Below are 25,511 nucleotides of genomic sequence, written 5' to 3'. Positions count from 1 at the left end.
GGTCAGGCCTGCTCCAGGTCCGCGACGCGCTGCTGCGGCGACAGCTCCACCCCCAGGTCCCGCAGCGTCGCGTCCAGCACCGCCCACACCGAACGGCAGAGCATGGCGCGCAGCTCCTCCTCGGACTGCTCGCGGCGGCCGTCGCGCACCCACTGGTTGACCGAGGTGTCCACGAACCCGACGATCCCGATCGCGACCGACCGGATCGGCGCCGCCTGGACCCCGAGTGCCTGGAGCACGTCCCCGAACCGGTCGCTGAGCATCAGCGCGATGGCCGTCTTGGTGTCGGCCACCAGCGACCCGTCACCCATCGCGTGCTCCCCGACCCCCATGTACGCGTACAGGCGCGGATGCAGGGCCACCCAGTCCAGGTGGGCGCCGACCACGCGCTGCACGGCCTCCTCGATCGTCCCGTCGAAGGTGAGCGTGGGCTCCATCCGCCGCATGAACGACTCCACCACGCGCCGCCGGATCAACTCGTCCAGATTGGCTCGGTCCTTGAAGTGCCGGTACAGCACGGACCGCGGCAGCCCCACCCGCTCCGCGAGCCGCTGCACCCGGAAGCGGGTGCCCTCCTCCTCGATGAGCGCCACGGCCGCGTCCACCAGTTCGACCTGACGCTGCGCCTTGTGCTGGTCCCACCGGGTGGAGCGCCCGTCGATCTGCGGCTCGCCGCCGGTTCTGTCCGCCATCACGCCAGGATATCGGCGCGTCGGACGCGGGTGGCGGGTGCCGGTCATCCGGCCGGAACCAGTTTCCCGGCGCCCGTTCCCGGCGCCGCGCGGGCGTCGGCCGCGTCAGGTCGCGGGCCTGCCGGGACCCGGCTGCCCCGCGGCGCGTTCCCGCGGGCCGACATCGGCCCACAGCATCTCCCCGTCGTCCAGCCGGCCGGTGGGGCGCAGGCCGAGGGCGGCCGCGACGCCCTCGGAGGACCGATGGCCCGGGTACACATGGGCCACGCACCCTGCCACTCCTTGCGTGCGCAGCCACGCGGCCATGGCCACGGCCGCCTCCTTGGCGAGGCCGACGCCCTGGAAGTCGTACCCGACGACCCAGGCGAGCTCGGCCTCCAGGTGCTCCGGCCGGGGCCGGGAGAGGGTGGCTTGCACGGTACCGGCCAGCTTCTTCGTGGCACGGTCGCGCAGCAGCCAGTTGAGCCAGCCGTGCCGGCCGTCGGGGGAGTGGCCCAGGACCTGGCGCCGGTAGCGCTGCTCCAGCTCTGCCGGGGTGGGCGGGGCGCCGCCGATCCAGGTGTGCAGCCGGGCGTCGCCCAGCAGGCCCGCGGCTTCCCGTGCATGCTCGACCCGCAGCGGTTCCAGGCGCAGCCGGGGGGAGTCGAGGGGTACGGCGAGCGGCCAGGAACCGGGGTCGGGCATGGGCGCGATCCTAACTCCCGTCGGCAGGAGCGCCGTTGCCCGCCGGGCCGCCCCGTCCCGAACGGGCCGGGGCCCCGGCTCCGGTGGCACGAGGGGCGCCTGCTCCCTCGGCGCACCGGGACCGAGGCCCCGTCGCCCGGCGTGAACGCCCGTCCGCGATCAGCGGGTGGGCGGGGAGACCCAGCCCTTCTTCACCAGCTGGTCGCAGTGCCACTTGCCGTAGGAGGGGGATTCGCCCTTCGCCTTGGTGGCCTTCAGGCAGTCCGCATAGCGGAACGGCGGACCGTCCCCGGTGACGGGGGCAGCGCTCGCCACCGACGTGGCCAGGCCGACGGCCGCGAAGGCCGCCGCCAGGACAATGCTCGCTCGGCGCATGGAAGTTCACCTTTCGCTCGGTACGGGACGTACAGGGGCACCAACGAGCCGGGCCGCGCTACGGCACGCCCCGGGCCCGGACGCCACCCGGCTGCACGAACCGGCGGATCGGCGCAGGTCACTTCGGGGTCCCGGCGTCGGCTCCAGTGCCCCAGCCGCACCGCTGTACCACCCCTTTGCCACAATTCTCGCGACCCCGGTCTCCACCGACGGGTGCACGCACGAGCCGCCAGCCCGGGAGGGATTGCCATGACCACCGTGTCCACGCAAAACCGACTTGCCGCCGTCCACGACGAACTCGTCCACCGCAACCCCGCGCAGCCCGAGTTCCACCAGGCGGCCCAGGAGGTGCTGCAGTCGCTCGGCCCGGTCCTCGCGGCCCGGCCGGAGCTGGCGGAGGCCGCCCTGATCGAGCGGCTCTGCGAGCCGGAGCGGCAGGTGGTCTTCCGGGTGCCGTGGCAGGACGACGCGGGGCGTACGCACGTCAACCGCGGGTTCCGGGTGGAGTTCAACAGCGCGCTCGGCCCGTACAAGGGCGGCCTGCGCTTCCACCCGTCGGTGAACCTGAGCGTGGTGAAGTTCCTCGGCTTCGAGCAGATCTTCAAGAACGCCCTGACCGGCCTGGGCATAGGCGGCGGCAAGGGCGGCAGCGACTTCGACCCGCAGGGGCGATCGGACGCCGAAGTGATGCGGTTCTGCCAGTCGTTCATGACCGAGCTGTACCGCCACATCGGCGCGGGCACGGACGTGCCGGCCGGTGACATCGGCGTGGGCGGCCGGGAGATCGGCTACCTCTTCGGCCAGTACCGCAGGATCACCAACCGCTGGGAAGCGGGAGTGCTGACCGGCAAGGGGGTCGGCTGGGGCGGCTCGGCGGGGCGCACCGAGGCCACCGGCTACGGCAACGTCCTCTTCCTCGCCGAGATGCTCCACAAGCGCGGTGAGGACCTGGCCGGACGCCAGGCGCTGGTGTCGGGCTCGGGCAACGTGGCGATCTACACGGTGCAGAAGCTGCACGAACTGGGCGCGCTCGCCCTGACCGTGTCGGACTCGGGCGGCTACGTCGTCGACGAGAAGGGCATCGACCTCGGCCTGCTCAAGCAGATCAAGGAGGTGGAGCGCGGGCGGGTGAGCGACTACGCGCAGCGCCGGGGCGCCTCGGCGGTGTACGTGCCCGGCGGGTCGGTCTGGGAGGTGCCCGCCGATGTCGCGCTGCCGTCCGCGACCCAGAACGAGCTGGACGCCGACGCCGCCACCGCGCTCGTCCGCGGTGGGGTGCGCGCCGTGTCGGAAGGGGCGAACATGCCGGTCACCCCGGACGCGGTCCGGATCCTGCGGGACGCGGGTGTGGCGTACGGGCCGGGCAAGGCGGCCAACGCGGGCGGGGTCGCGGTCAGCGCCCTGGAGATGCGCCAGAACAGCGGCCGGGAGACGTGGCCCGCGGAGCGGGTCGAGAGCGAACTCGCCGCGGTGATGCGCACCATCCACGACGTGTGCTGGGAGACGGCGGAGCGGTACGGGGTGCCGGGGGACTACGTGAGCGGGGCCAACATCGCCGGGTTCGAGCGCGTGGCCGAGGCGATGCTCGCGCAGGGGCTCATCTGACCCCTCCCGGCCGGGCCGCAGGGCGCCCGGTGACGTGACGACGACGGGCCGGTGCCCGGCGCCCGCACGGGGTGCCGGGCACCGGCCCGTCGCGGCGTCGGGGCGTACCGGTTCAGCCGGCCGCGACGATCTGCTGCAACTCGGCCAGCGACCGGTCGAGGAGCGCGCCGAGGTCCGCCGGAGGCGCCTCGGGGGTGATCCACCGGGTGAAGGCGGTGCGGAAGACGGCCGCCGCGGACTCCGCGGCCAGTCGCGCGGGCAGCTCGGGGACGCCCCGGTCGTGCAGCTCCCGTGCCAGGGCGTCGGTCAGCGACGCCATCTTGGCGAGTTCGCGCTCCTGGAGGCCGGGTACGGCGGCGACGATGGCGCTGCGGCGCCGGGCCAGCTCTCTGCGGTCCTCCAGGGCATCCGGCAGCGTCCGCAGCGCGGTCATGAGGACGGCGAGGGGTTCCTGCCCGGCCGGGACCTCCCGCACGGCGGCGACGAGCCCCGCTTCCAGTGGCTGGGACGCCGGGAAGAGCACCTCGCGCTTGTCGGCGAAGTGCCGGAAGAACGTCCGCTCGGTGAGGTCCGCCCGGTGGGCGATGTCCTTGACGGTGGTCCGCTCGAACCCGAGTTCGGCGTAGAGCTCCAGCGCTGCCTGCTCCAGGCGGCCCCGCGCGTCCGGTTTCCATCGACCCATACGCGAATCCTACGCGACGACAGTGACTGTCATCGGGGAGTATGGTGATGACAGGAACTGACATCGCAGGACAGTGCAGGGCCCGGAGTGCGCCGCGCGTCATGACCGCCACCCCCGGCTCCTCCAGGAGGTTTTATCCATGAAGGTCTTCGTCACGGGCGCCAGCGGCTGGATCGGCTCCGCGCTCGTCCCCGATCTGCTCACCGCGGGACACACCGTGTCCGGGCTGGCCCGCTCGGACGCGTCCGCCGAGAAGCTCGCCGCCGCCGGTGTCGAACCGGTCCGGGGCTCGCTGGCCGACCTCGGCGTGCTGCGCGAGGCGGCCCGCGCCGCGGACGGCGTGGCGCACCTCGCCTTCGACCACGACAGGGCGTTCGCGGGCGGCGACTTCCTGGGCGCCATCGAGACGGACCGGCGCGCCGTGACCGCGCTCGGCGAAGGGCTGGCCGGGTCGGGCAAGCCCTTCGTGGCCGCCGGAGGCACCCCAGCCATCCCCGGCACGGTGACCACCGAGCGCGACGCACGCCGCTCCGCGGAGCTGGGCCCCGAGGACGACGGACCCGCCGCGCGCGCCGCCACCGACGAGCTGGTGCTCGCCCTGGCCGACCGGCAGGTGCGCTCCAGCGTGGTGCGGCTGCCGCGCACCAACCACGGCGAGGGCGACCAGGGCTTCATCGCGATGCTGGTCGCCGTCGCCCGGGAGAAGGGCGTGTCCGGCTACCTCGGCGACGGCGCCAACCGCTGGCCCGCCGTCCACCGCCTGGACTCCGCGCACGCCTTCCGGCTCGCCCTGGAGAAGGCTCCGGCGGGCTCGGTCCTGCACGCGGTGGCGGACGAGGGGGTGGCGATCCGGGACATCGCCGAGGTGATCGGCCGGCATCTCGGGGTGCCCACCGCGCCCGTGGCGCCGCAGGACGCGTTCGGCCACTTCGGTTGGCTGGCCGCGATCCTCGCGCCGGACCAGCCGTCCTCGGCGGAGCTGACCAAGAGGCTCATCGGCTGGGAGCCGGGGCGGCCGGGGCTGCTCGCGGATCTGGAGCAGGGGCACTACTTCCGGCAAGAAGCCTGATCGCGCCGTGGGCGGTGACGGCCGCGTTCCTGGCGGGGCACGGCTGGCGCCGCCCCGGGCGGGACGGGCCGTACTCCGGCGAGGGCGGCCCGTCCCGCCGCGACCCGCAGGGTCCGCCCCGACGGAGCCGCGGCGGCAGCCGGCCGAGCCGGAGCCACACCTCCCCCTCCCGGCGGCAGCCGGCCGAGCCGGAGCCACACCCGCCCCTCGGAGGTAGCCGGCCGAGCCGGAGGCACACCTCCCCCCGGCGGTCGCCGGCGAGGCGTCAGCGTCTGTGGCCCGCGCTCAACTCCAGCCGGGCCCCCGGGAACCGGGCCCGGAAGCCGCGGTCGTGCGAGACCGCCACGACCGCGCCCGGGTACGCGTCCAGCGCCGCCTGAAGCTCCTCGACCAGGTCGAGGGCGATGTGGTTGGTCGGCTCGTCGAGGACGAGGAGGTCCGCGGGCCGGGTCACCAGGTTCGCGAGCTGCAACCGCCGCTGCTGTCCCGCAGAGAGGGCGGCCACCGGCACTCCCAGGTCCGCCTCCCTGAACAGGCCCAGGGACAGCAGCCGCGCGGCGTGCTCGTCCGGCAGCCCCGGCCGTCCGGCGGCGAACGCGGCGAGGAGCGGCAGCCGGGTGGAACGCGGCGGCAGCTCCTGCGCGAGCAGGCCGACGCGGGCCCGGCGCCTGACCCGGCCCGCATCGGGCTCCAACTCACCCGCCAGGACGCGCAGCAGGGTCGTCTTGCCCGCGCCGTTCTCTCCGGTGACGAGGAGCCGCTGACCGGGCATGACCGTCAACAGCCCGTCCAGACACAGCCGTTCGCCGACCCGTACGTCCTCCAGCTCGACGAGGGGACCCGGGGCGGGTGAGGCGGCCTCGGGCGAGGGCCGGGCCACCGATGTCGGCGCCGTCGCGAACCGCAACGGCACCGGCGGTTCGGCCACCGGGGCGCGCCGCAGCTGACCCAGACGCTCCCTGGCGGCGCGCACCTGACCGCCGAGCTTCGCCTCACTGGACCTGCGGTGCTTGCCGAACCCCTGCTTCGGGTCGCGGCCGGTCGTGGCGAGCCGCCGGTCAGCGGCGGCGAGCAGCTCCTCGGTGCGGGCCACTTCCTCGACCCAGTCGGCGTACCGCTGCTCCGCTCCGCGCCGGGCGGCGGCCTTCGCGGCGCGGTAGCCGGCCCACCCGTCGCCGTAGCGGCGCACGGTGCGGTCCTCGCGGTCGACTTCGAGGATCGTGGTGGCGACGCGTTCCAGGAAGCCGCTGTCGTGGGTGACGGCGACGACGGTGCCGCGGTGTGTGCGCAACCGTTCCTCCAGCCAGCCCACGGCGGTCGCGTCGAGGTGGTTCGTCGGCTCGTCGAGCAGCAGCAGTTCCGGGTCGGCGGCGAGGACGCAGGCGAGGGCGAGGCGGGACTGCTCACCCCCGGAGAGCGAACCGAGCCGCCGCCCGCGCGTGAGATGGGCGAGACCGAGCCCGTGGGTCGCGGCGGCCACGCGGGCGTCGGCCTCGTATCCGCCGCGGTCCTCGTACGCGGACAACAGGTCGCCGTAGGCGGCGAGTTCGCTCTCCGACGCGTCCGCGAGCGACGCCTCTGCCGCGCGCAGCCGCCGCTCCAGGGCGCGCAGCTCGCTCAGGGCGAGGTCGACGGCGTCCTGCACGGAGCAGGACGGATCGAGGGCGAGGGTCTGGGCGAGATGGCCGGCACCTCCGGGGAAGTCGGCGGTGATCTCGCCGGAGTCCGGCGCCTCCGCCCCGGCGAGCAGCCGCAGCAGGGTGGACTTGCCGGAACCGTTCTCGCCGATGACGGCAGCCCTCTCACCCGGCCGGACGGTGAAGGAGACCTGGTCGAGGAGGGTCCGGGTGCCGAACGACTTGGTGACGTCCCGGACGGACAGCTGGGCCACGGCCCGGCGGGCCGAGCCGGGCAGGGCGGTGGTGGGGGCGCGGTCGCGCATGTGACTTCCTCTGAGCGGGCTGCACGAGGGCAGGCGAAAGGGTCGACGGGCGGTAGAGACGGCGGCTGTGGCCGTGCCCGGACTCAGACGAAGAAGAGGAAAGCCATGACCGCACCTTAACAAGACGAACCGTCTCGTCGCAATCCTTTTTCCTGCCCGCCCGCCCGCTCACCTCCTCTCAGGTGGTGCTGGAGCCGGGGCGGGCAGCCCTGCCCCAGCCCCGGCTCCTTGAACGGGCATCGTGAAAGCCCTCACCTCGTGAAGACCAGGCTGACGTTGTGCCCGCCGAAGCCGAACGCATTGGCCAACGCCGCGGACCACTGCCCGGGGCGCGCTTCGCCCCGCACGACGTCGAGGTCGACCCGCGGGTCGAGCGTGTCGAGGTTGCGGGTGGCGGGCGCGCGGCCGTCCCGGAGGGCCAGCAGGGCGGCCATCGCGCCGAGGGTGCCGGAGGCGCCCAGCATGTGCCCGGTCATCGACTTCGTCGCCGTCACCGCCGGATGGGTGCCGACGGCCCGGCCGATCGCCTCGGCCTCCGCCAGGTCGCCGGACTCCGTGGAGGTGGCGTGGGCGTGCACGAGCCCGATGTCCACGGGGGCGAGGCCGGCGTCGCGCAGCGCTCCTTCGATGGCGGCGGTCTGCCCGTCCGCGTCGGAGGCGGTGATGTGGTCCGCGCTGGAGTTGACCGCGCTGCCGGCCAGGGTGCCGTAGGCGCGGGCGCCGCGGGCCCGGGCGAGATCGGCGCGTTCGAGCACCATGATGCCCGCGCCCTCGCCCATGACGAACCCGGACCGCCCGGCGTCGAACGGACGGGAGACGGCCTCCGGCTCCCCGCCCTGCGTCGACACCGCCTTCATCTGGGCGAACGCCGCGAGCGTGAACGGGTGCAGACACGCCTCCACGCCACCGGCGACGACCACGTCCGCCCGCCCGGCGCGGATCAGGTCCTGGCCGAGCGCGAGCGCCTCCGCCCCGGACGCGCAGGCGCTCACCGGGGTCCTGGCGCCGCCCTTCGCGCCCAGATCCATGCTCACCCACGCCGCCGGTCCGTTCGGCATGAGCATGGGCACCGTGAACGGGGAGAGGCGGCGTGCCCCGGCCTGTTCGAAGGCGTCGTCCTGGGCCAGGGTGGTGAGGACGCCCCCGGTCCCCGTACCGATGACGACCGCGAGCCGCTCCGGCTCGACCTCCGGGGCCCCGGCGTCCTGCCACGCCTCGCGTGCGCTGAGCACGGCGATCTGTTCGCCGCGGTCCAGCTTCCTCGCCTCGGCCCTCGGGAGCAGGGCGGCGGGGTCCACCGTGAGACCGGCGGCCACCTGCACGGGCAACGCGGCGGCCCACTCCTCCTCCAGGAAGCGCACCCCCGACTTCCCCGCCAGCATGGCCGACCAGGACGACGGTGCATCGGCTCCCAGCGGCGTCATCGCCCCGACGCCCGTCACCAGCACATGACCATCACCACTGCGGCTCACGCGACCTCCTCGGTTGTTCGGGTGCTACAGCGAGGCCGACTGGCCTCAGAGGGATCATCTCAGTGGTGACAGGGATGCAGTGGGCCGGCATCGACCGATTCGATGCGCAAGGATTGTCACACCTCGACAATGCGCACCGGGGGGCGGGACGTACGGCACCGATTCCGCGCGTGGTGCGGCCGAGGGGCTGTGGGCTCGGCGCGGGGAGGGTCGCGGTTTCCTCTAAGTGGCCTTGTCTGCCCGCGAGTTGAACACGTGCTGGTTCGTTCCGCGCGTGCCCCACTGCATGGCCGTGTCACCGCGTACGTCCCGTAGGACCGGGTATTCGGCACGTTCCCCCGCTCCGTCGGAGGGGAGGGCGGGGGAGGTGTCCGCGGGCCGTGACCGCGGAGTGCTGAGGGGACGGGGCATGGAACGCGTCAACACTTTTCTGACCAAGCACCTGTGGGCGACCTACGCGCTGTCGGTGCTTCTGGGCGCAGGACTGATCCAACTGCTCTACCCGGGACGCTCGTTCATCGCCGTGCTGGGCCGGGTACTGGTGCTCTCGCTGGGCGGGCTGAGCGTGACGCTGGCGATGCGCCGCAAGGAGAAGCGCGCCGCCGGCGGCGCCGACGGGCTCGTCTCGCTCGACCAGCGGCTGCGCCGGGGCGAGCCGCCGACCGACCCGCGGGAACGGCAGGCGATGCACGACCTGGTCGAACAGCGCCTGCACCGGGCACGGCACCGCAAGACCATGCTCGCCCTGCTGGCGTTCATGTTCGTGGCGGTCACGGTCGGGACGGCCTTCACCGCGGGCACGCGCCAGACCATCGGCTTCTCGGTCCTCACCGTGGTGTTCATCGGCTGGATGATCTACATGAGCAACTTGCAGACGCACCGGCTGCGCACCATGCGGGAGGCTCTGCGCACCGAACGTGACACCGCGGCGGCGGGCACTCCGGTACCGCCGCGACCGTGACGCCCTGCCGTGGGGCCCTGCGGGACGAGCCGGTTGCCGGCTCCGCTTAAGGTGCCGGGATGAGCAGACGAGGGTGGGCGTTCGCCGGCGCGGCCGTGACCGTCGCGGCAGGCCTCGGTGTCCGGGCGTGGACCGGCGGCGACGTGGCGAAGTACGGGGGAGACGCGCTCTATACGGTGCTGGTGTGCGCCCTCGTGGTCGTGGCGGCGCCGCGGCTGCGCCCCGCCGTGGCGGCCGGCCTCGCCCTCGCCTTCAGCTGGGCGGTCGAGTTCCTGCAGATCGCCGGGGTCCCGAGGGTGCTCCAGCCGCTCCTGGGCGCGACGTTCAACGCCCCGGACCTCTTCTGGTACGTGGTGGGAGCGGCGCTGGCCTGGTGGTTCGCCCTTCCCGGGCGGGCCCGCGCCGCCGGCCGTGGTGTCGGATGTGCGACGGGTCCCGCGGCGCCCGTCACCGCACAGGAAATCCAAAGGTGTGACCCTCTGCCTTGAGCCGGGGCAGGAGTTGCCGCAACGCCGCGACGGTCTGCGTGCGGTCGCCGCCCGCGTCGTGGAAGAGGAGGGTCGGGCCGTTGGGCAGCTCGCGCCGGACCGTGGCGACGATGGCCGCGGTGCCCGGCCGCTCGAAGTCCTTGGTGTCCACGTTCCAGCCGAGCGGGCGCATGCCCCGGGACGCGGCGAGCTTCCGGCTGTACGGGGTGAACGCCCCGCCCGGCGCCCGGTAATACATCGGCCGGATCCCGCCGGACGCCTTCGTGATCATGCGTTCGGCATCGAGGATCTGCTGGGACTGGTAGGTCCGGGAAGCCTTGTCCATGGCGGTGTCGTGCGCCACGGTGTGGTCGCACAGCCGGTGGCCCGCGGCCACCACCTTCTTCACCAGGTCCGGGTGGGCCGCGGCCTGCGTGCCCACCATGCAGAAGGTGGCCTTCACTCCGTACTGCCGCAACACGTCGAGGACTTGCGGGGTCCACACCGGGTCGGGGCCGTCGTCGATCGTGAGGTTCACCCCGTGCGGCCCCGCCTGCGAGGCGTGGGCGATGGTCGCCGCGACCTTCGCGGCCTGCTCGTCGCCGTCCGCGGCCGGGGTGGCCGCCGCGGCCGACGCGCCGTCCGCGACACCGGCCTGCGCGGTCCATATCGAGGCCCCGGTGGCCAGCAGGGTCACACCGAGCGCCGCTCCCACGACCTTGCCGTACCAGCCCTGCCCACCGCTGTGCCGCGCCATGTCCGCCCCTTTGCGTGCTGTCCCCGCGATCCGCCGGTCGCCCCGCGACCACCTGTGAGGACGGGACACCGGGCCGGGAGGCTGCGTCCGTTACAGATCACGGACAATCCCGGGAAGGACCACGGACAACCGCGCCGCGGGCGCGCCTACAGGTACTGCGCTCGTCCATGGCCCAGCGACCAGTCGGCCTCGCCGTTCTCGTGCAGCACGATGAAGACGTTGTGCGGTGCAACCTGCGTGTGTTCCGAAAGGCGTTGGCACACCTGGGCGTACAGGTGCCGTTTCTGCTCCTCGGTCCTGCCCCGGCGCAGGGCGATGTCGATGTAGACGATGCCGTCGTCGCGCGGGACCTCCAGGTAGGTGCCGTGACGGAGTGTCCCGGAGACGCCGTCGTGATTGGTCAGGATCTGGAAGCGGTCCTCGGGCGGGATGCCGATGGCCTCGGTGAGGGCCTGTTGGACGGCGTCGGCGACGGCGGCGAGCTCGGCTTGCGGCATACGCAGCACGTCGATGCGGACGAATGGCACAGGAAGCAGCCCTTCTGGCGACAGGAGTCCTGCCGTCGGCAACGCCCACGGCCAACCCTCCCCTCGCCGATCGATGGGGAACATACATACTAGTAGGTACAGTGGGACGCCTCTGCCCGCGCCCTGTGTCCGCGCCCTGTGCCTGTGAGCGTCGAGGGGTCACCACCCCGTCAGCAGCAAGTGGTTGAGGGCCAGGGCCAGCACCGCCTGGGCGGCGAGCCAGGCGCGGGGGCGGGGGAGGAAGGCGCCGGCCGCGAGGAGCCACATGGTGAAGGGGAGCCAGATGCGTTCCGTCTCGGCCTTGCTCATGCCCGAGAGGTCGGCGATCAGCAGCGCCGCCAGGGCGGCCGTGACCAGCAACGCCAGCCGCGTACGCGGCTCGTCGGGGCGGGGCAGGCGCAGGCGGGGGCCGTCCGCGCCGGGGCGCGGCAGCAGGAGCGCGACGGCCCGGCGCAGGCCCGCCACGGTCGCCGGGCCGGCGATCAGGACGGTGCAGGCGAGATTGGCCCACACCCAGTAGGAGTAGGGGCGGATCCCGCCCGCCCCCTGGTAGTAGCGCGTGGTCAACAGGCGGTACGCCTCCCACCAGTTGAACCCGGCGAGCGTGAACGCGGTCGGGACCACCGCGAAACCGGCGAGCAGGAGCAGCGCCAGGGCCGCCGGGCGCCGCCGGACGTGGTGCCGGCCGAGGAAGAGGACCGTCACCGCGACGACGGCCATGAGCGTGAGCCCGTAGGACAGATAGCAGGTCAGGCCGAACAACAGCCCCGCCCCCGCCGCCCACCCCACCGCGCGCCCCGTCACCGCGAGGGCGAGCAGTGCCACGGCCCACGCGGCGACCGCCGCGAAGTAGGCGTCTGCCGAGGCGCCCATCCACACCGCGGCGGGCGCGAGGACCAGGAACGGGGCGGCGCGCCGTGCCAGTTCCTCCGACGCGAGCGCGCGGACGGCGACCAGTACGGCGGTGGCCGCGGTCGCGCCGACGAGGATGCACCACATGCCCGCCCACCCGCCGCCGCCCAGACCGACCCGGTCGAGCAGCACGAACGTGAGCGGCGCCGCCGGGGGATGGCCCGCCGTGTGCGCGGGCCAGTGGTCGGGGGAGTCGATGAGGATGTGCCGGGTGTACGTCCGCAGCGTCCCCGGGATGTCCTGGAAGCGGTCGATGACCCGCAAGTACTCGTACTTGGTGGTGAGCCGCACCGCGATGCCGCGGTGCCAGCCGTCGACGAGCGCGAGCGCGAGGATCCAGGCGCTCGCACCCGCCCAGGCCACGGCGAGCAGGGGCCGCCAAGGCAGCGCGGCCGCGAGCCGGGGGCCGTACGCCACGGTCAGGAGCGCGAGGGCGAGCGCGGCGGGGGTGCCGGGCCCGGTGTGCGGCAGCCAGTTGGAGTACAGCGGCGGCCAGCCGACGTGCAGCGTGTGCCGGGTGTGCTCGATGTGCCGCCCGACGACGACGGCCGCCAGGACGAGCAGGGCGGCCCCGGCGACGGCGTACAGGTCCCGGCGGCCGGCCCTGCGGCGGGTGCCGTCGCCGTCGCCGGGGTCGGTGTCTGTGCCGGGGCCGGTGCCGGCTGGAGTGGTGTCGGTGCGGATCACAGGTCGACGCTATGCCGGGAGGTGCCGCCGACCGGGTCTGCCGGGCCGGACGTCAGCGTTTCGTCATGGTTCGTAGACCCGATTGCGGGGCCCTGCCGTCCTACGGTCCTAGCATGCGCGACATCCCCCGCTCTCCCACCTCCCCCGCTTTCTGGCGCAGCCCGCTGCGGGGACCGGCGTTCACCTCGGTCCTCGGCCTGGTCCTGCTCGTCGGCGTGACGGTGCTGTTCGTGACCGGACTGCTCTCCTACGCCGCCTACAACCCGGACCTGGCCGCGGTGAACGACAAGACCCCGGACAAGGGCCTGCTCGGCTTCTACCTCTTCGACTGGCCGACGGACCCGCACTGGCTGTACCGGCTGACCCAGGGCGTGCACGTCACGCTCGGCGTCACGCTGATCCCCGTGCTGCTGGCCAAGCTGTGGTCGGTGGTGCCCCGGCTGTTCGAGCTGCCGCCGGTCCGCTCCGTCACCCACGCGCTGGAACGGCTCTCGCTGCTCCTGCTGGTCGGCGGCGGCCTGTTCGAGTTCACCACCGGGGTGCTCAACGTCCAGCTCGACTACCTCTTCCCCGGCTCCTTCTATCCGCTCCACTTCTACGGAGCCTGGGTCTTCATCGCCGCGTTCGTCTCCCACGCGGCGCTCAAGGTCCCGGCCGCGATGCGCAACGTACGCCGTATGCGCAGGGGCGAACCGGAAGTCGCGGGGGACGGTGCGTACGGGGACGAGACCGGGGCCCACGAAGAGGCCGGCGGCCCGCACGGTGGCGCGGGCGGCCCGGACGGTACGGCGCGCACCCTGGTGGCGCCCTGTCCCGATCCGCCGTCCGTCTCCCGGCGCGGCGCACTGGCCTTCGTCGGCGGCGGATCGCTGCTGCTGTTCGCCACGACGGCCGGGCACAGCTTCGACGCGCTGCGCGGCACGGCGCTGCTCGCCCCGCACGGCGGCGTGGAACCCGGCCCGGGGCCGAACGGCTTCCAGATCAACAAGACCGCCTCGTACGCGGGCATCCGCGCGGCGGAGACCGGCGAGGACGCCTGGCGCCTGGTCGTCACCGGGCCCACCGGGACGGTCCGGCTCAGCCGCGCGGAGCTCGGCCGGCTCCCGGCGCACACCGCCCGGTTGCCGATCGCCTGCGTCGAAGGGTGGTCGACGTCCGACCAGGAGTGGCGCGGGGTGCGGCTGCGCGACCTGGCCGCACTGGTCGGCCATGAGGGACGGGCGCCGGACGTGTTCGTGGAATCGCTCCAGCGGCACGGCGCGTTCCGGCACGCCGCGCTCCGCTCCAATCAGGTCGCCGACCCGCGCTCCCTGCTCGCCCTGCACGTCAACGGCGCGCCGCTGTCGGCCGACCACGGCTACCCGGCCCGCGTCATCGTGCCGGCCGCACCGGGCGTGCTCAACACCAAGTGGGTGGCCCGCATGACGTTCGGAAGGCTCTGACCTGTGCGAAACAAGACCATCACGCCCAAGAAGCCCATGCGGGGCGCGCGCGGCCTGCCGCTCGGCAGCCCCTTCTCCCTCGCCCTGCTGGTCTGCTCGTTCGCGCTCGCCGCCTACGCGGGCGTACGGCTGCTGTCCGACGACTGGTTCGGGGTGGCGCTGTGGGTGGTGGGGGCGGCGCTGCTGCACGACCTCGTCCTGGTCCCGCTGTACTCGGCCGCCGACCGGCTGCTGCTCGCGGGGCTGGGAGCCGCCGGGTGGCGCGGCCGGGCCGGTCACGTCCGGGTGCCCGCCGCGCTCTCCCTCCTGCTGCTGCTCGTCTGGTTCCCGCTGATCAGCGGGGCCATGGACGCGCGTTACCGGTCGGCCACGGGCCTGTCGGCGTCGGGGTTCCTGCCCCACTGGCTGCTGATCACGGCCGGGCTGTTCGGCGGCTCGGCCGTGCTGCTCGCGGCATCGGTGCTGCGCGAACGAAGGGCGGCGAAACGCCGCCCGCCGGCCGTCCACTGAGCGACGGGCGCGAGGCCCGCGCGGTCCGCGTGCCGCAGCAGGGCCTCGGTGCCGAGCCGCGCCCACGGGAAGGGGCGGCCGCCGTGGGCGTCGCGGGTCACGTCGACGACCTGCACCTGGGTGTGTTCGTCGACGTCCTGCGGCGCGGTCTCGGCCAGCAGCAGGCCGCCGGGGGCGAGGAGCCCGGCGATCCGGCCGAGCAGGGCGCCGGGGTCGCCGCCGATACCGATGTTGCCGTCCATGAGCAGGACGCTGCCCCAGCGGCCCTCACCGGGCAGCGGCTCGAAGACGGAGCGGCACAGCGCCGGGCCGCCGAGCCGCTCGGTCCGGTCGACGGCCGCCTCGCTGACGTCGATGCCGAGAACGGCGTGGCCGCGCCCGGCCAGCTCGGCCACCAGCCGGCCCGGACCGCACCCCACGTCCAGGACCGCGCCCTCGCACCGGTCGAGGACCGCGCGGTCCACCGCGTCGGCCCGCGCGCACCAGCGCTCCACGTCCAGGGGCAGCAGCCAGCCGTCGGCGCGGCGCAGGAACAGCGGGCCGCGGCCCGCGCGCAGGGCGAGCGCGTACGGATCGGCGCTCGCCCAGGGTGCGGTGGTGACCGGCGCGCTCATCGGCTCACCACCGCCGGCGTACAGCGGGCCAGGCACGCGGCGAACCGGCTCCGCGGGACGAGTGCGGCGACCTCCCGCGCGTCCTCGGCGGTGTCGACGTCACGCAGCGGCGGCAGATCGCGGACCCGAAGCCCGGCGCCGGTCAGGCGCGCCCGCTGCACGGCGCCGGTCCGCGCCGTCGACATCGGTACGCCGCGCAGCAGCGCCGGGTCGGGCTCGGCCAGGCCGAGTGCCCAGAAGCCGCCGTCCCGCGCGGGGCCGAACCAGGCGTCGTAGCCGTCGCGGTCCTCAGGACTCATGCGCAGCAGCTCGGGCGTGACCTGCGGGGTGTCCATGCCGATGAGCAGCGCGGGTCCCGTGCAGAGCGCGAAGGCGGCGGCGAGCCGCTCGTCGAGCCCGCCCGCGCACTGCGGTACGACGTCGAAGCCCGGCGGCAGCCAGGGGCCCGGGCTGCCGTCGAGGACGAGGACACGCCGGTCGGCCGGGGTGGCGGCGACGGCCAGCAGGGTGTCCGTGAGCGCGGCCTCGGCGAGCGCGGCGGCCTGTTCGGGCGTGAACGGCGGGGTCAGCCGGGTCTTGACCCGGCCCGGCCGCGGCTCCTTGGCGATGACGAGCAGTGTGGTCACCGGACACGTCCCTTCGGCGTGGTGGCCGCCGTGGGGGCCGGTGTGACGGTCTGTGGGGCGGCCGGTGTGGGTACGGGGCCGGGCCGGGGCGGCTCCGCCAGCACCCGGCGCATGTCGCGCACCGCGTGCCAGGTGCCGCGCCACGTCCCCGTCACCTTCGACGCCCCGGACCGGGGCAGATAGGGCACGTCGTGCTCGGCGATCCGCCACCCGGCGTCGGCCGCCCGCACCACCATCTGCAACGGGTAACCGCTGCGCGTGTCGGTCAGGCCGAGGCCGAGCAGCGCCTCGCGGCGGGCGGCGCGCAGCGGGCCGAGATCGTGCAGCGGGACGCCGGTCCTGCGGCGCACCATCCGGGACAGGGCGAGGTTGCCGACGCGGGCGTGGACCGGCCAGACGCCGGGACCCGCCGGGCGGCGCCGGCCGAGCACCAGATCGGACGTGCCGGCGCGCACCTCGTCGACGAAGGGGAGCAGGCGGCGCGGGTCGAGCGAGGCGTCGCAGTCGCAGAAGCAGACGATGTCGGCCGTGGCCGCCGCGAGCCCCGCCCGGCACGCCGCGCCGAAGCCGCGCCGCGGTTCGTGCACGACGTACGCGCCCAGGCTCCGGGCCAGGCCGGCCGAGCCGTCGGTGGAACCGTTGTCGACGACGAGCGCGCGCCAGCCGGGAGGGATCCGTTCGAGGACCCAGGGCAGGGCCTCGGCCTCGTCCAGACAGGGCAGGATCACGTCGACCGCGGGGGGTGGCTTTGTCACAGCTGACACCCTACGAGCGAGAAACCGACATTCCGGGCAGGTGCTCCTTACGAAACAAGGACGTCCGTGTCCGCGCCCGCCCCGGAGTCCGCGGTGACGGGGGCCGGGATGCCACGCTGGGGGGATGCAGCAGCAGTCATACGAGCCCGCGGGCGCCGCTCCCTCCCCGGGGGCGGCCCGGGTCCTGGTCGTCGATGACGACCCCACGGTCGCCGAGGTCGTCACCGGTTACCTGGAGCGGGCCGGTCATGTCGTCGACCGTGCCGCCGACGGCCCCGCCGCCCTGGCCCTCGCCGCCGCCCACCGGCCCGACCTGGTGGTGCTCGACCTGATGCTGCCCGGGATGGACGGCCTGGAGGTCTGCCGGCGGATACGCGCCCACGGCCCCGTGCCGGTCATCATGCTCACCGCGCGCGGCGACGAGGAGGACCGCGTCCTCGGCCTCGAGGTCGGCGCCGACGACTACGTCACCAAGCCGTTCAGCCCCCGCGAACTGGTCCTGCGCGTGGAGTCAGTGCTGCGCCGCGTCCGCCCCGGCACCGACCACCGCCCGGTGTGCGCGGCGGGCCTCACGGTCCACCCCGCGGCCCGCCGCGCCACTCGCGACGGCACCGAACTGGCCCTCACCCTCAGGGAGTTCGACCTCCTCGCCTACTTCCTGCGCCACCCCGGACGCGCGCACAGCCGCGAGGACCTGATGCGTGAGGTGTGGGGCTGGGAGTTCGGTGACCTGTCGACCGTCACGGTCCACATCCGCCGCCTCCGCGGCAAGATCGAGTCCGACCCCGCGCGCCCTCGCCTGATCCAGACGGTCTGGGGCGTCGGCTACCGCTTCGAACCGGACGCGACACCGTCGCCTCCGGAGAGGGGGCCCGAGGCGGTGTCCGGGCCGGGGGGCGCGCGCTCCGGTGCGGGGCAGGAATCCGGGCGGGCTGGTGCGGGGCCGGAGTCCGGGTGGCCGGGGCGGGGGGCCGAGCCCGAGTCGTCCGGTTCGGCGGCCGAGCCTGAGCCACCCGGCCATGAGCCGCGGTCTGGGCAGCGGGGCGCGGATCCTGCGGGCGCGCGGTCGGGTGCGGGGCGGGGGTCTGGGGCGGTCGGCCCGGTGCCGGAGTCCGGGTGGCCGGGGCCGGGGGCCGAGCCCGAGTCGTCCGGTTCGGCGGTCGAGCCTGAGCTACCTGGCTACGAGCTGCGGTCTGGGCTGCGGGGCGCGGGCCCTGCGGGCGCGCGGTCCGGTGCGGGGCGGGAGTCTGGGGCGGTCGGCCCGGTGCCGGGACCCGTGTCTGGGGTGGTCGGGCCGGGGTCGGGCCCCGAGCCGCTGTTCGGTCGGAGGGTCATGTCCGACGTGGCCGCGCTGCCGGGTGCGGGCATCCCGGTCGGCCGGCGATCGGCATCCGGGCCGGGGGCCCCGGGGACGGCCGGCGGGGCCTCCGCGGCGTGGGGGGTCTGAGCGCATGCACGTCTACTTCCTCATCGCCGCGTACGCCTTCGCGGGCGCCGCCGCCTCGGGCCTGGCCGGGGCGGCCGTGCTGCGCCTGCTCCGCCGGCGCTCCCTGACCGCCTCGCTCGCCGTCGTCTCCGCGGTGGGCGTCGTCGCGATGCTCGCGGGCACCCTCGCGGTGGCCTGGGCGATGTTCCTGTCGCCGCACGACCTCAAGGTCGTGACGACGGTCGTCGCGATGGCGGCCGCGGTCTCGCTCGCCACGGCCCTCCTCCTGGGCCGCCGCGTCGTCGCGCGCAGCCGCGAACTCGCCGACGCCGCCCGCTCGTTCGGGGACGGCGGCACCTTCGCCGCCCCGCCCGCCCCGGCCACCGCCGAACTGGAGGCCGTCAGCCGCGAACTGGCGGCCACCAGCGCCCGCCTCACCGCCTCCCGCGAACGCGAACGCGCCCTGGAGACGTCCCGGCGTGAACTCGTCGCCTGGATCTCGCACGATCTGCGCACGCCCCTCGCGGGCCTGCGCGCGATGGCCGAGGCGCTGGAGGACGGGGTGGCCGCCGACCCAGGCCGCTATCTCACCCAGATGCGCACGGAGGTGGACCGCCTCAACGACATGGTCGGCGACCTCTTCGAGCTCTCCCGCATCCACGCGGGGGCGCTCCCGCTGAGCCCGGCCCGCCTGTCCCTCTACGACCTCGTCGGGGACGCCCTCGCCGGGGTGGACCCGCTCGCCCGCGAGCACGGGGTGCGGCTCGTCGGCGACGACGTGGAACCCGTACCGGTCGAGGTGGACGGCAAGGAGATGAGCCGTGTCCTCGGCAACCTCCTCATCAACGCGATCCGCCGCACCCCGGCCGACGGCACCGTCGCCGTCGCCGTGGAGCGCGCCCCCGAGGGCAGCGTCGTCGTCTCCGTCACGGACGGCTGCGGCGGCATCCCCGAGGAGGACCTGCCCCGGGTCTTCGACACCGGCTGGCGGGGCTCGCACGCCCGGACCCCGCCCGCAGGGGCCGGGCTCGGCCTCGCCATCGTCCGCGGCATCGTGGAGGCCCACCGCGGCCGGGCGACGGTCCGCAACATCCCGGGCGGCTGCCGCTTCGAGGTGACGCTGCCCGCGGCGACGTAGCGCGGCGGGCAGCGGTCGCCCCCGCTACCGCTCGTCCGCAGCGGTCGGCCCCTGTCACCGCTCGTCCGCAGCGGCCGGACCCGGCTACCGCTCGCCCGCGAACTCCCGCATCCCCTCCGCGAAGGAGACCTCCGGCCGCCACCCCAGTTCGTCCCGCAGCCGCGACGAGTCCGCCGTGATGTGCCGGACGTCCCCGAGCCGGAACTCCCCGGTGACCACCGGCTCCGGCCCCCCGCACGCGGCAGCGAGCGCCCGCGCCATCTCGCCGACGGTGTGCGGCGTCCCGCTGCCCGCGTTGTACACCGTCAGCGCTCCCGGTGCCGCGTCCGCCTCCAGGGCGCACACGTTGGCCGCCGCCACGTCCCGTACATGGACGAAGTCACGGCGCTGCCGCCCGTCCTCGAAGACCCGCGGGGCCTCCCCGCGGGCGAGCGCGGAGCGGAAGAAGGAGGCGACGCCCGCGTACGGGGTGTCCCGGGGCATCCGGGGCCCGTACACGTTGTGGTAGCGCAGCGACACCCCCACGCCGCCCGTGGTGCGCGCCCAGGCCGCCACCAAATGTTCCTGCGCCAGCTTGGTCGTGGCATACACGTTGCGCGGGTCGGTCGGCGCGTCCTCCCCGACGACGCCGGGCGCCAACTCCGCGCCGCACGAGGGACACGTGGGCTCGAACCGCCCGGCGTCCAGGTCGGCGGCGGCGCGCGGGCCCGGCCGCACGACCCCGTGCCGCGGGCACTCGTAGCGCCCCTCTCCGTAGACGACCATCGACCCGGCCAGCGCGAGGCGGCGCACACCCGCCCGGTCCATCGCGGCCACCAGTACGGCCGTCCCCAGGTCGTTGCGCGAGACGTACTCCGCCGCGTCGGCGACCCCGTCGCCGAGTCCGACCATGGCCGCCTGATGGCACACGGCGTCCACTCCGGCCAGCGCCCGCGCGACCGATGCCGGATCACGGACGTCGGCGCCCGGGTCCTCGCGCACGTCGAAGACGACGGCCTCGTGCCCGCGCTCCGTGAGCGCCTCGACAACATGGGACCCGATGAACCCGGCACCGCCGGTGACCAGTACACGCATGCCACCACGCTAGGCCCCCACCGGCCCTTTCGCGTGGCTACGAGCCCGCGCGTCAGAGTTCCGTAAGCGGGCCGGCCGCCTCGGCGGCCAGGACGGCCGCGGCCCGCTCACGTCAGCTTGACGCCGCGCGCCTGCGCTACGTCGACGCGCCGCCGTTCGCCTTCGTGGGCGAGCCGCAGCCGCCGCGGCATGCGTATACAACGCTGTACTTCTGGCCAACTTCCGCTGCTTGTCTGGCCGAAAAGCAGAGGGCGGGCAACCCCCGCGACGGCCCGCACCGGCCCGCGGCCGTCCGCCATGGGCTGTTCGTCAGAACTTCACCTGCCGCGCAGGCCGGTCCGACAGGCGCCGACGTGTCGTTGAAATCCGGACATCACCGCTCATCGTGCCACCCGCGGACGAGGGCTCCACCCCCGCCTCGCAGCCGCGCGGCCGACACCGTCACAGGGTCGCGTGCGCGGCCCAAGGCGGCCTGTCGGCGCGGAATCTGAGGGGTGATCACGGTGATAGCATCCCGGCATCCGCGATCTTGATCCACTCGTCCCGCGCGCCTCCTTGCGAGGCGCCACCGGGTGTGCCTCGCCCTCCGGGCGAGGGGCCTGGGCCGTGTCGCGGGCCCTGACGAAGTGCATCTGTCGCTCACTGCAGGCCATGCGCCGAGAAAGGTTTCCATGACACGAGACGCACTTGTGTGGTGCCTGGTTGCGATCACGGCGATATCCATCGCCGCCGTCGTGGCCCTCACCGCCCGCAGCAGGGCCCTCGCGGCGAAGAAGCGGCAGGCGGAAGCCGAGCTGCGGCAGCAGTTGAGCACCCTCAACAGCCAGTTGCACGTATCCCGCGTCGAGCTGCAGCGAATCTGGGACGAGCGCGACGGCGCCATCCTCGAAGCGAAGGAAGCAGCGGAGGAGAACACCAAGGCGGTCCTCAAGGGCGCCGCCAGTTTCCTGCAGAGCCTGGCGGCCGAGCAGACCACGCTGCTGGACGGCATCCAGCGGCGCTACGGAGGCCACGCCGTCCTCAGCGACCTCCTGGACGTCAACCACGCCAACGCCCAGATGGCGCGCAAGGCGCAGGGCATCGCCGTGATGTGCGGCGCACCGCTCGGCCGCCGCGCCAGGCCCGCCAGCGTCTACGACGTGGTGCGCAGCGCCCAGGGCCAGATCCGCAACTTCAACCGGGTCGCCATCATGCAGCAGACCGGCCTCGCGCTGAAGGCCTCCGCGGTCGCCCCGGTCGCCCTCGCCGTCGCCGAACTCCTTGACAACGCTGCCAGCTTCTCCCAGCAGGACGCACCGATCGAGGTGACGTTCCAGCGCATCCAGAACAACCTGTGCATCGTCATCGACGACGCGGGCGTCAGCATGAGCGACGAGGACCGCCAGCGCGCCACGGAACTGCTCTCCGGCAACGATGTCCCCCGCCTGTCGCAGCTCGGCAACCAGCCCAAGTTCGGTTTCCCCGTCATCGGACTGATCGCCCGTCAGTACGGCTTCAAGGTGGACGTCACCGGAGTCTCCCGGTACGGCGGCGTCCGGGCCGTCGTGCTGCTGCCCGAGGAGCTGTGGACCATGGAGGAGACGCCGCCGCAGACCGAGGCCGCCCCGCCGCAGGCCAAGGAGGCGGCCGTCAGCCCCATCCGGCAGCCCGAGCCGCGGACCACCGCGGAGGAGACGCGCCCCGCGGCGCCGACCAAGCGCACGGTGCACGGCCTGCCGAAGAGGGGGGCGCGCCAGTCGCCGGTCGCGAGCGTGACCGACACCGCCGCCCCCCGGCCCGCCACCCCGGCCGCCGCACCGGCGCCGCGCACCTCGGGCCGCGGCCTGGGTGCCTTCCAGCGGGGAACGATGTCGGGCCGCAACCTCGACACAGCGCCGGCCGAAGGGTCCGAAGACGAATGACCTCAGACCTGTCCTGGATGCTCCAGGACATCGTGCAGAACGTGCCCCGGGCGCGGCACGCCGTCCTGCTCTCCGCCGACGGCCTGCCCCGCGGCGCGACCGAGGGCCTGGACCAGAAGGACCTCGGCACCATCGCCGCCGCGATGGCCGGCATGCAGTCCCTCAGCCGGGCCACCGCCCACTTCGCCGGCAGCGCGAAGGACGGGCAGTGGAGCCAGACGGTCATCGAGTTCGCGCACGGCTGGATCTTCCTCATCGGAGCCGGCCAGGGCGCCTACCTCGCCGCCGCGGCCGAGCCCGACGTGGACATGCAGCAGATCTCCTTCCGCATGCACCGGCTGGTGGCCCGCCTCGGCAACAACCTCACCTCGGCCCCCCGGGTCCAGGCGGACGCGGCCGTGGCGGGCGGCCCCGGTGAGCCGCCCCGCCAGGGCGCCGCGGACGGATCGGGGTTCGTGCTGCCCGCCCTGGACCGGGCGGTGGCCGACGTGCCGGGCGCCCGGCACGCCGTACTCCTGGGCGGTGACGGGCTGCCCATCGGGGCGACCGCCGGGGTGCCGCGCGACCTGGCGGACACCATCTCCGCCGCGATGACGGGCATCCACGCCTACAGCAGGGTGACCGCCCAGTTCGCGGGCGCGGTCGAGGACCCGGCGTGGCGGCAGACCGTCATCGAGTTCTCGCACGGCTGGATCTTCCTGATCGCCGCCGGTGACCGGGCCTTCCTCGCCGCGGCGGCCGAACACGACTGCGACATCGAGGAGTTCACCACCCGGCTGCACGAGGCCGTACCGGAACTGACCGCGCGGTCCGCGCCCGCCGGGGGAGCCGCTGATGTCTGAGGACCCGGACGAGGGGCCCGAGCTGACCTCCCCCTTAGTGCCCCTCTTCGTGATCACGAACGGGCGCGCCCTGCCCCCGGACCACCAGTACGAACACACCGCCATGGTGACGGCCGCCCGCGACACCGACGCCTCCGTGCGAGCGCTCTCCCCGGAAGCACGCACGGTCATCGACCTGGTCGCCCACGGCTTCCTCTCCGTGGCGGAAGTGGCCGGCCACACCCACCTGCCGCTGGGCGTCGTGCGCATCCTGCTGGCGCAGCTGGAGGAAGGCGGCCTGATCCTCGTCAGAAAACCCATACCGCGCGCCGAACGCGTCGACAGGGAACTGGTCAGCGCCGTCCTCGACGGCCTGAAGAACCGATTCGGAGCGTGACTCTTGTACCTGGATCCAGACGTCTCCCATGCGGTGAAGATCCTCATAGTGGGCCACTTCGGGGTCGGTAAGACCACCTGCATCGGCGCCCTCTCCGAGATCGAGCCGCTGCGCACCGAGGAGGAGATCACCGAGGCCAGTGTCGGCTTCGACGACCTCTCGGGCACGCCGGACAAGACGACCACCACCGTGGCCATGGACTTCGGCCGCCTCAGCCTCAGCGACAGCCTCGTCCTCTACCTGTTCGGCACGCCCGGGCAGGAGCGCTTCAAGGAGATGTGGGAGGAACTGTCGCGCGGCGCGCTGGGCGCGCTGGTCCTCGTCGACCCCGAGCGCCTCGACGAGTCGTTCCCCGTCCTCGACCTCGTGGAGCGGTTCGGCCTGACGTACGCGATCGGCGTCAACCACTTCGACGGCACCGTCGACTACCCGCTCGACGAGATCCACGAGGCCCTGAACCTCTCGCCGGAGACCCCGGTCGTGCGGTGCGACGTCCGCGACGAGCAGTCCGCGGCGCAGGCACTCATCACCCTCGTGCAGCACCTCATGTCCCTGCTCGCCTAGGAGCCCTCGCATGCACCAGCCCTCCGACACCTCGCCCGTCCCACCGGGCTGCCCCGCGCACGAGAACCTGCGCCTGTACGGCCCCTCGTTCGGCGCCGACCCCGACGGGCACTACGCACACCTGCGCGCGGCCGGGCCCAGCGCGCCGGTGGACATCGCCCCGGACGTCGAGGTCGAGCTGGTCACCAGCTACGACGCGGCCCTGCACATCCTGCACAACCCGGCCTCCTTCGTCCGCGACTCCCGGCGCTGGAACGCGCTGAACGAGGGACGCGTCCCGGCCGACAGCCCGGCCCTGCCGATGATGGGCTACCGGCCGAACGCGCTGTTCAGCGACGGCGCGGCGCACGCCCGGCTGCGCCAGGTCGTCACCGACAGCCTCGCCACCGTCGACGAACGCCAGCTCGTCCGGCTGACCCAGCAGTCCGCCGACTACCTGATCAGCCAGTTCAGCTCCGAGCCCGGCGGCCAGGCGGACCTCATGTCGGCCTACGCCCAGCCGCTGCCGCTGCTCGTCTTCAGCCACATGTTCGGCTGCCCGCCGGAGATCGGCGACCGCGTGATCTCCGGCATCAGCGGCATCTTCGAGGGCACCCCCGGCGCCGACGAGGTCCTGGGCGGCGCACTCAGCGAGCTGATAGCCCTCAAGCACCGGCGCCCCGGCGCCGATGTGACGACCCGTCTGATGCAGCACCCGGCCGGACTCAGCGACGAGGAGGTGCTGCACCAGCTCGTCACCCTGCTCTCCGGCGGCACGGCCCCGCTCGCGGCCACCATCGGCACCAGCAGCGCGCTGTACCTGGGCGAGGAGTGGCAGGCGGGCCTGCCCGTCGAGGGCGCCGTCTCCCAGACCCTGTGGAACTACGCGCCGATCGCCAACTACGCGGCGCACTACCCGACGCACGACGTCGAGCTGGGCGGGCGGGTCATCCGGGCCAACGACCCGGTGCTGATCTCCTTCGCCGCGGCCAACACCGATCCCAAGCTGAGCGTCCACCGCGAACAGCTCAGCGCCAAGGCGCACCTGGGCTTCGGTGCCGGACCGCACGGCTGCCCCGCCAAGGACCCGGCGTTCATGATCGCCGTCACGGCCGTCGAGTCCCTCCTGAAGCGGCTGCCGGACGTCGAGCTGAGCCGGCCGTTCGCGGCCCTCGCCTGGGTGCCGTCGCCGTGGAGCCGCTCGCTGGTGTCGCTCCCGGTCCGTTTCACTCCGCGAACGATGCCCTTTGCGGCAGGCGATCCCGGGCCGTCCCCAACCGGTTCCGCTTCCCAGCCGAAGGCCGTTCCGGCGGACGCCCTGCTGGCACGGAACCACCAGGTCGACACCGGTGCCGCCGCTCCGAGGCAGCGCAAAGGGGGTCTCTTCAGCCGATTCCTCTCATGGACGCGGGGCGAGTGATCCAGGTAACTC

General features: G+C 74.0%; 24 protein-coding genes and 1 pseudogene. 12 read left to right on the top strand and 13 right to left on the bottom strand.

The window, feature by feature from the left end; translation table 11 throughout:
* Positions 1–2: 2 nt before the first annotated feature.
* From ACIBW6_RS26820 to ACIBW6_RS26810, 3 genes are all read right to left on the bottom strand, one after another.
* The gene (locus ACIBW6_RS26820; protein WP_399063890.1) at positions 3–692 is read right to left on the bottom strand and encodes a TetR/AcrR family transcriptional regulator; all 690 of its coding nucleotides are present in this window, start codon (positions 690–692) and stop codon (positions 3–5) included.
* A 105-nt stretch (positions 693–797) separates the two neighbouring features.
* Positions 798–1,376: a GNAT family N-acetyltransferase gene (locus ACIBW6_RS26815; protein ID WP_399063888.1), complete on the bottom strand. Its 579-nt coding sequence runs from the start codon at positions 1,374–1,376 to the stop codon at positions 798–800.
* A 159-nt stretch (positions 1,377–1,535) separates the two neighbouring features.
* Positions 1,536–1,751 carry a hypothetical protein gene (locus ACIBW6_RS26810; protein ID WP_399063886.1) on the bottom strand — a complete coding sequence of 72 codons (216 nt, stop codon included), beginning with the start codon at positions 1,749–1,751 and terminating at the stop codon, positions 1,536–1,538.
* Positions 1,752–2,000: 249 nt separating this feature from the next.
* On the opposite strand from ACIBW6_RS26810, the gene gdhA reads away from it, so the two are divergent.
* Complete coding sequence (gdhA, locus tag ACIBW6_RS26805; RefSeq protein ID WP_399063885.1) at positions 2,001–3,356, top strand: NADP-specific glutamate dehydrogenase; 1,356 nt, start codon at positions 2,001–2,003, stop codon at positions 3,354–3,356.
* Positions 3,357–3,468: 112 nt separating this feature from the next.
* On the opposite strand, the gene ACIBW6_RS26800 is transcribed toward gdhA, so the two are convergent.
* The gene (locus ACIBW6_RS26800; RefSeq protein WP_399063883.1) at positions 3,469–4,038 is read right to left on the bottom strand and encodes a TetR/AcrR family transcriptional regulator; all 570 of its coding nucleotides are present in this window, start codon (positions 4,036–4,038) and stop codon (positions 3,469–3,471) included.
* A gap of 139 nt (positions 4,039–4,177) precedes the next feature.
* On the opposite strand from ACIBW6_RS26800, the gene ACIBW6_RS26795 reads away from it, so the two are divergent.
* Complete coding sequence (locus ACIBW6_RS26795; RefSeq protein ID WP_399063881.1) at positions 4,178–5,107, top strand: SDR family oxidoreductase; 930 nt, start codon at positions 4,178–4,180, stop codon at positions 5,105–5,107.
* Between the two features lie 265 nt (positions 5,108–5,372).
* On the opposite strand, the gene ACIBW6_RS26790 is transcribed toward ACIBW6_RS26795, so the two are convergent.
* Together ACIBW6_RS26790 and ACIBW6_RS26785 are read right to left on the bottom strand one after the other, a co-directional pair.
* Complete coding sequence (locus ACIBW6_RS26790; RefSeq protein WP_399063879.1) at positions 5,373–7,049, bottom strand: ABC-F family ATP-binding cassette domain-containing protein; 1,677 nt, start codon at positions 7,047–7,049, stop codon at positions 5,373–5,375.
* 251 nt (positions 7,050–7,300) lie between these two features.
* Positions 7,301–8,521 carry a beta-ketoacyl-[acyl-carrier-protein] synthase family protein gene (locus ACIBW6_RS26785; RefSeq protein ID WP_399063877.1) on the bottom strand — a complete coding sequence of 407 codons (1,221 nt, stop codon included), beginning with the start codon at positions 8,519–8,521 and terminating at the stop codon, positions 7,301–7,303.
* Positions 8,522–8,930: 409 nt separating this feature from the next.
* Between ACIBW6_RS26785 and ACIBW6_RS26780 the strand changes: the two genes are divergently transcribed.
* Both ACIBW6_RS26780 and ACIBW6_RS26775 read left to right on the top strand, forming a co-directional pair.
* Positions 8,931–9,482 carry a hypothetical protein gene (locus tag ACIBW6_RS26780; RefSeq protein WP_399063875.1) on the top strand — a complete coding sequence of 184 codons (552 nt, stop codon included), beginning with the start codon at positions 8,931–8,933 and terminating at the stop codon, positions 9,480–9,482.
* A 59-nt stretch (positions 9,483–9,541) separates the two neighbouring features.
* Positions 9,542–9,970, top strand: a complete 429-nt coding sequence (locus ACIBW6_RS26775) for a DUF2809 domain-containing protein (RefSeq protein ID WP_399063874.1) — start codon at positions 9,542–9,544, stop codon at positions 9,968–9,970.
* Here the strand turns inward: ACIBW6_RS26775 and ACIBW6_RS26770 are convergent.
* The 3 genes from ACIBW6_RS26770 to ACIBW6_RS26760 form a co-directional block, all read right to left on the bottom strand.
* Positions 9,930–10,706: a polysaccharide deacetylase family protein gene (locus tag ACIBW6_RS26770; RefSeq protein WP_399063872.1), complete on the bottom strand. Its 777-nt coding sequence runs from the start codon at positions 10,704–10,706 to the stop codon at positions 9,930–9,932. The two genes, ACIBW6_RS26775 and ACIBW6_RS26770, sit on opposite strands and share 41 nt — an antisense overlap.
* Positions 10,707–10,852: 146 nt before the next feature.
* On the bottom strand, positions 10,853–11,233 hold the full coding sequence (locus tag ACIBW6_RS26765; protein WP_399063871.1) for a tautomerase family protein: 381 nt from the start codon (positions 11,231–11,233) through the stop codon (positions 10,853–10,855).
* Positions 11,234–11,392: 159 nt separating this feature from the next.
* Complete coding sequence (locus ACIBW6_RS26760) at positions 11,393–12,829, bottom strand: hypothetical protein (RefSeq protein ID WP_399063973.1); 1,437 nt, start codon at positions 12,827–12,829, stop codon at positions 11,393–11,395.
* 116 nt (positions 12,830–12,945) lie between these two features.
* Here ACIBW6_RS26760 and ACIBW6_RS26755 point away from each other — a divergent pair, with 116 nt between their 5' ends.
* The gene (locus ACIBW6_RS26755) at positions 12,946–14,274 is read left to right on the top strand and encodes a molybdopterin-dependent oxidoreductase (protein WP_399063869.1); all 1,329 of its coding nucleotides are present in this window, start codon (positions 12,946–12,948) and stop codon (positions 14,272–14,274) included.
* A gap of 356 nt (positions 14,275–14,630) precedes the next feature.
* On the opposite strand, the gene ACIBW6_RS26750 is transcribed toward ACIBW6_RS26755, so the two are convergent.
* Genes ACIBW6_RS26750 through ACIBW6_RS26740 form a run of 3 tightly spaced genes read right to left on the bottom strand, consistent with a single transcriptional unit; the run spans position 14,631 to position 16,788 of the window.
* Positions 14,631–15,398 carry a class I SAM-dependent methyltransferase gene (locus ACIBW6_RS26750; RefSeq protein ID WP_399063867.1) on the bottom strand — a complete coding sequence of 256 codons (768 nt, stop codon included), beginning with the start codon at positions 15,396–15,398 and terminating at the stop codon, positions 14,631–14,633.
* Entirely contained in the window at positions 15,395–16,024 is a 630-nt protein-coding gene (locus ACIBW6_RS26745) for a DUF2064 domain-containing protein (RefSeq protein ID WP_399063865.1), read from the bottom strand. Before ACIBW6_RS26745 ends, ACIBW6_RS26750 begins: the two co-directional genes overlap by 4 nt.
* Complete coding sequence (locus tag ACIBW6_RS26740) at positions 16,021–16,788, bottom strand: glycosyltransferase family 2 protein (protein ID WP_399063863.1); 768 nt, start codon at positions 16,786–16,788, stop codon at positions 16,021–16,023. Before ACIBW6_RS26740 ends, ACIBW6_RS26745 begins: the two co-directional genes overlap by 4 nt.
* A 115-nt stretch (positions 16,789–16,903) precedes the next feature.
* On the opposite strand from ACIBW6_RS26740, the pseudogene ACIBW6_RS26735 reads away from it, so the two are divergent.
* Positions 16,904–17,620: pseudogene (locus ACIBW6_RS26735) on the top strand (response regulator transcription factor); the annotation flags it as partial.
* 610 nt (positions 17,621–18,230) lie between these two features.
* Entirely contained in the window at positions 18,231–19,343 is a 1,113-nt protein-coding gene (locus tag ACIBW6_RS26730) for a sensor histidine kinase (RefSeq protein ID WP_399063861.1), read from the top strand.
* 84 nt (positions 19,344–19,427) lie between these two features.
* Here the strand turns inward: ACIBW6_RS26730 and ACIBW6_RS26725 are convergent, their stop codons facing one another.
* Positions 19,428–20,417, bottom strand: a complete 990-nt coding sequence (locus ACIBW6_RS26725) for an NAD-dependent epimerase/dehydratase family protein (protein ID WP_399063860.1) — start codon at positions 20,415–20,417, stop codon at positions 19,428–19,430.
* A gap of 671 nt (positions 20,418–21,088) precedes the next feature.
* On the opposite strand from ACIBW6_RS26725, the gene ACIBW6_RS26720 reads away from it, so the two are divergent.
* The 5 genes from ACIBW6_RS26720 to ACIBW6_RS26700 are packed head-to-tail and all read left to right on the top strand — an operon-like array spanning position 21,089 to position 25,499.
* Positions 21,089–22,318: an ATP-binding protein gene (locus ACIBW6_RS26720; RefSeq protein ID WP_399063859.1), complete on the top strand. Its 1,230-nt coding sequence runs from the start codon at positions 21,089–21,091 to the stop codon at positions 22,316–22,318.
* On the top strand, positions 22,315–23,160 hold the full coding sequence (locus ACIBW6_RS26715) for a roadblock/LC7 domain-containing protein (protein ID WP_399063857.1): 846 nt from the start codon (positions 22,315–22,317) through the stop codon (positions 23,158–23,160). The genes ACIBW6_RS26720 and ACIBW6_RS26715 overlap by 4 nt, the downstream gene beginning before the upstream one ends.
* Entirely contained in the window at positions 23,153–23,536 is a 384-nt protein-coding gene (locus tag ACIBW6_RS26710) for a DUF742 domain-containing protein (protein ID WP_399063855.1), read from the top strand. Before ACIBW6_RS26715 ends, ACIBW6_RS26710 begins: the two co-directional genes overlap by 8 nt.
* Before the next feature lie 3 nt (positions 23,537–23,539).
* Entirely contained in the window at positions 23,540–24,100 is a 561-nt protein-coding gene (locus tag ACIBW6_RS26705) for a GTP-binding protein (protein ID WP_399063853.1), read from the top strand.
* Positions 24,101–24,110: 10 nt separating this feature from the next.
* Positions 24,111–25,499 carry a cytochrome P450 gene (locus ACIBW6_RS26700; RefSeq protein ID WP_399063851.1) on the top strand — a complete coding sequence of 463 codons (1,389 nt, stop codon included), beginning with the start codon at positions 24,111–24,113 and terminating at the stop codon, positions 25,497–25,499.
* The last annotated feature ends 12 nt before the right edge of the window (positions 25,500–25,511 follow it).

It is taken from the genome of Streptomyces sp. NPDC049813 (assembly GCF_044465085.1).
Lineage (GTDB): Bacteria > Actinomycetota > Actinomycetes > Streptomycetales > Streptomycetaceae > Streptomyces.
Note: the sequence above shows the minus strand (reverse complement) of the source record. Positions and strands in the feature narration are given on the sequence as shown.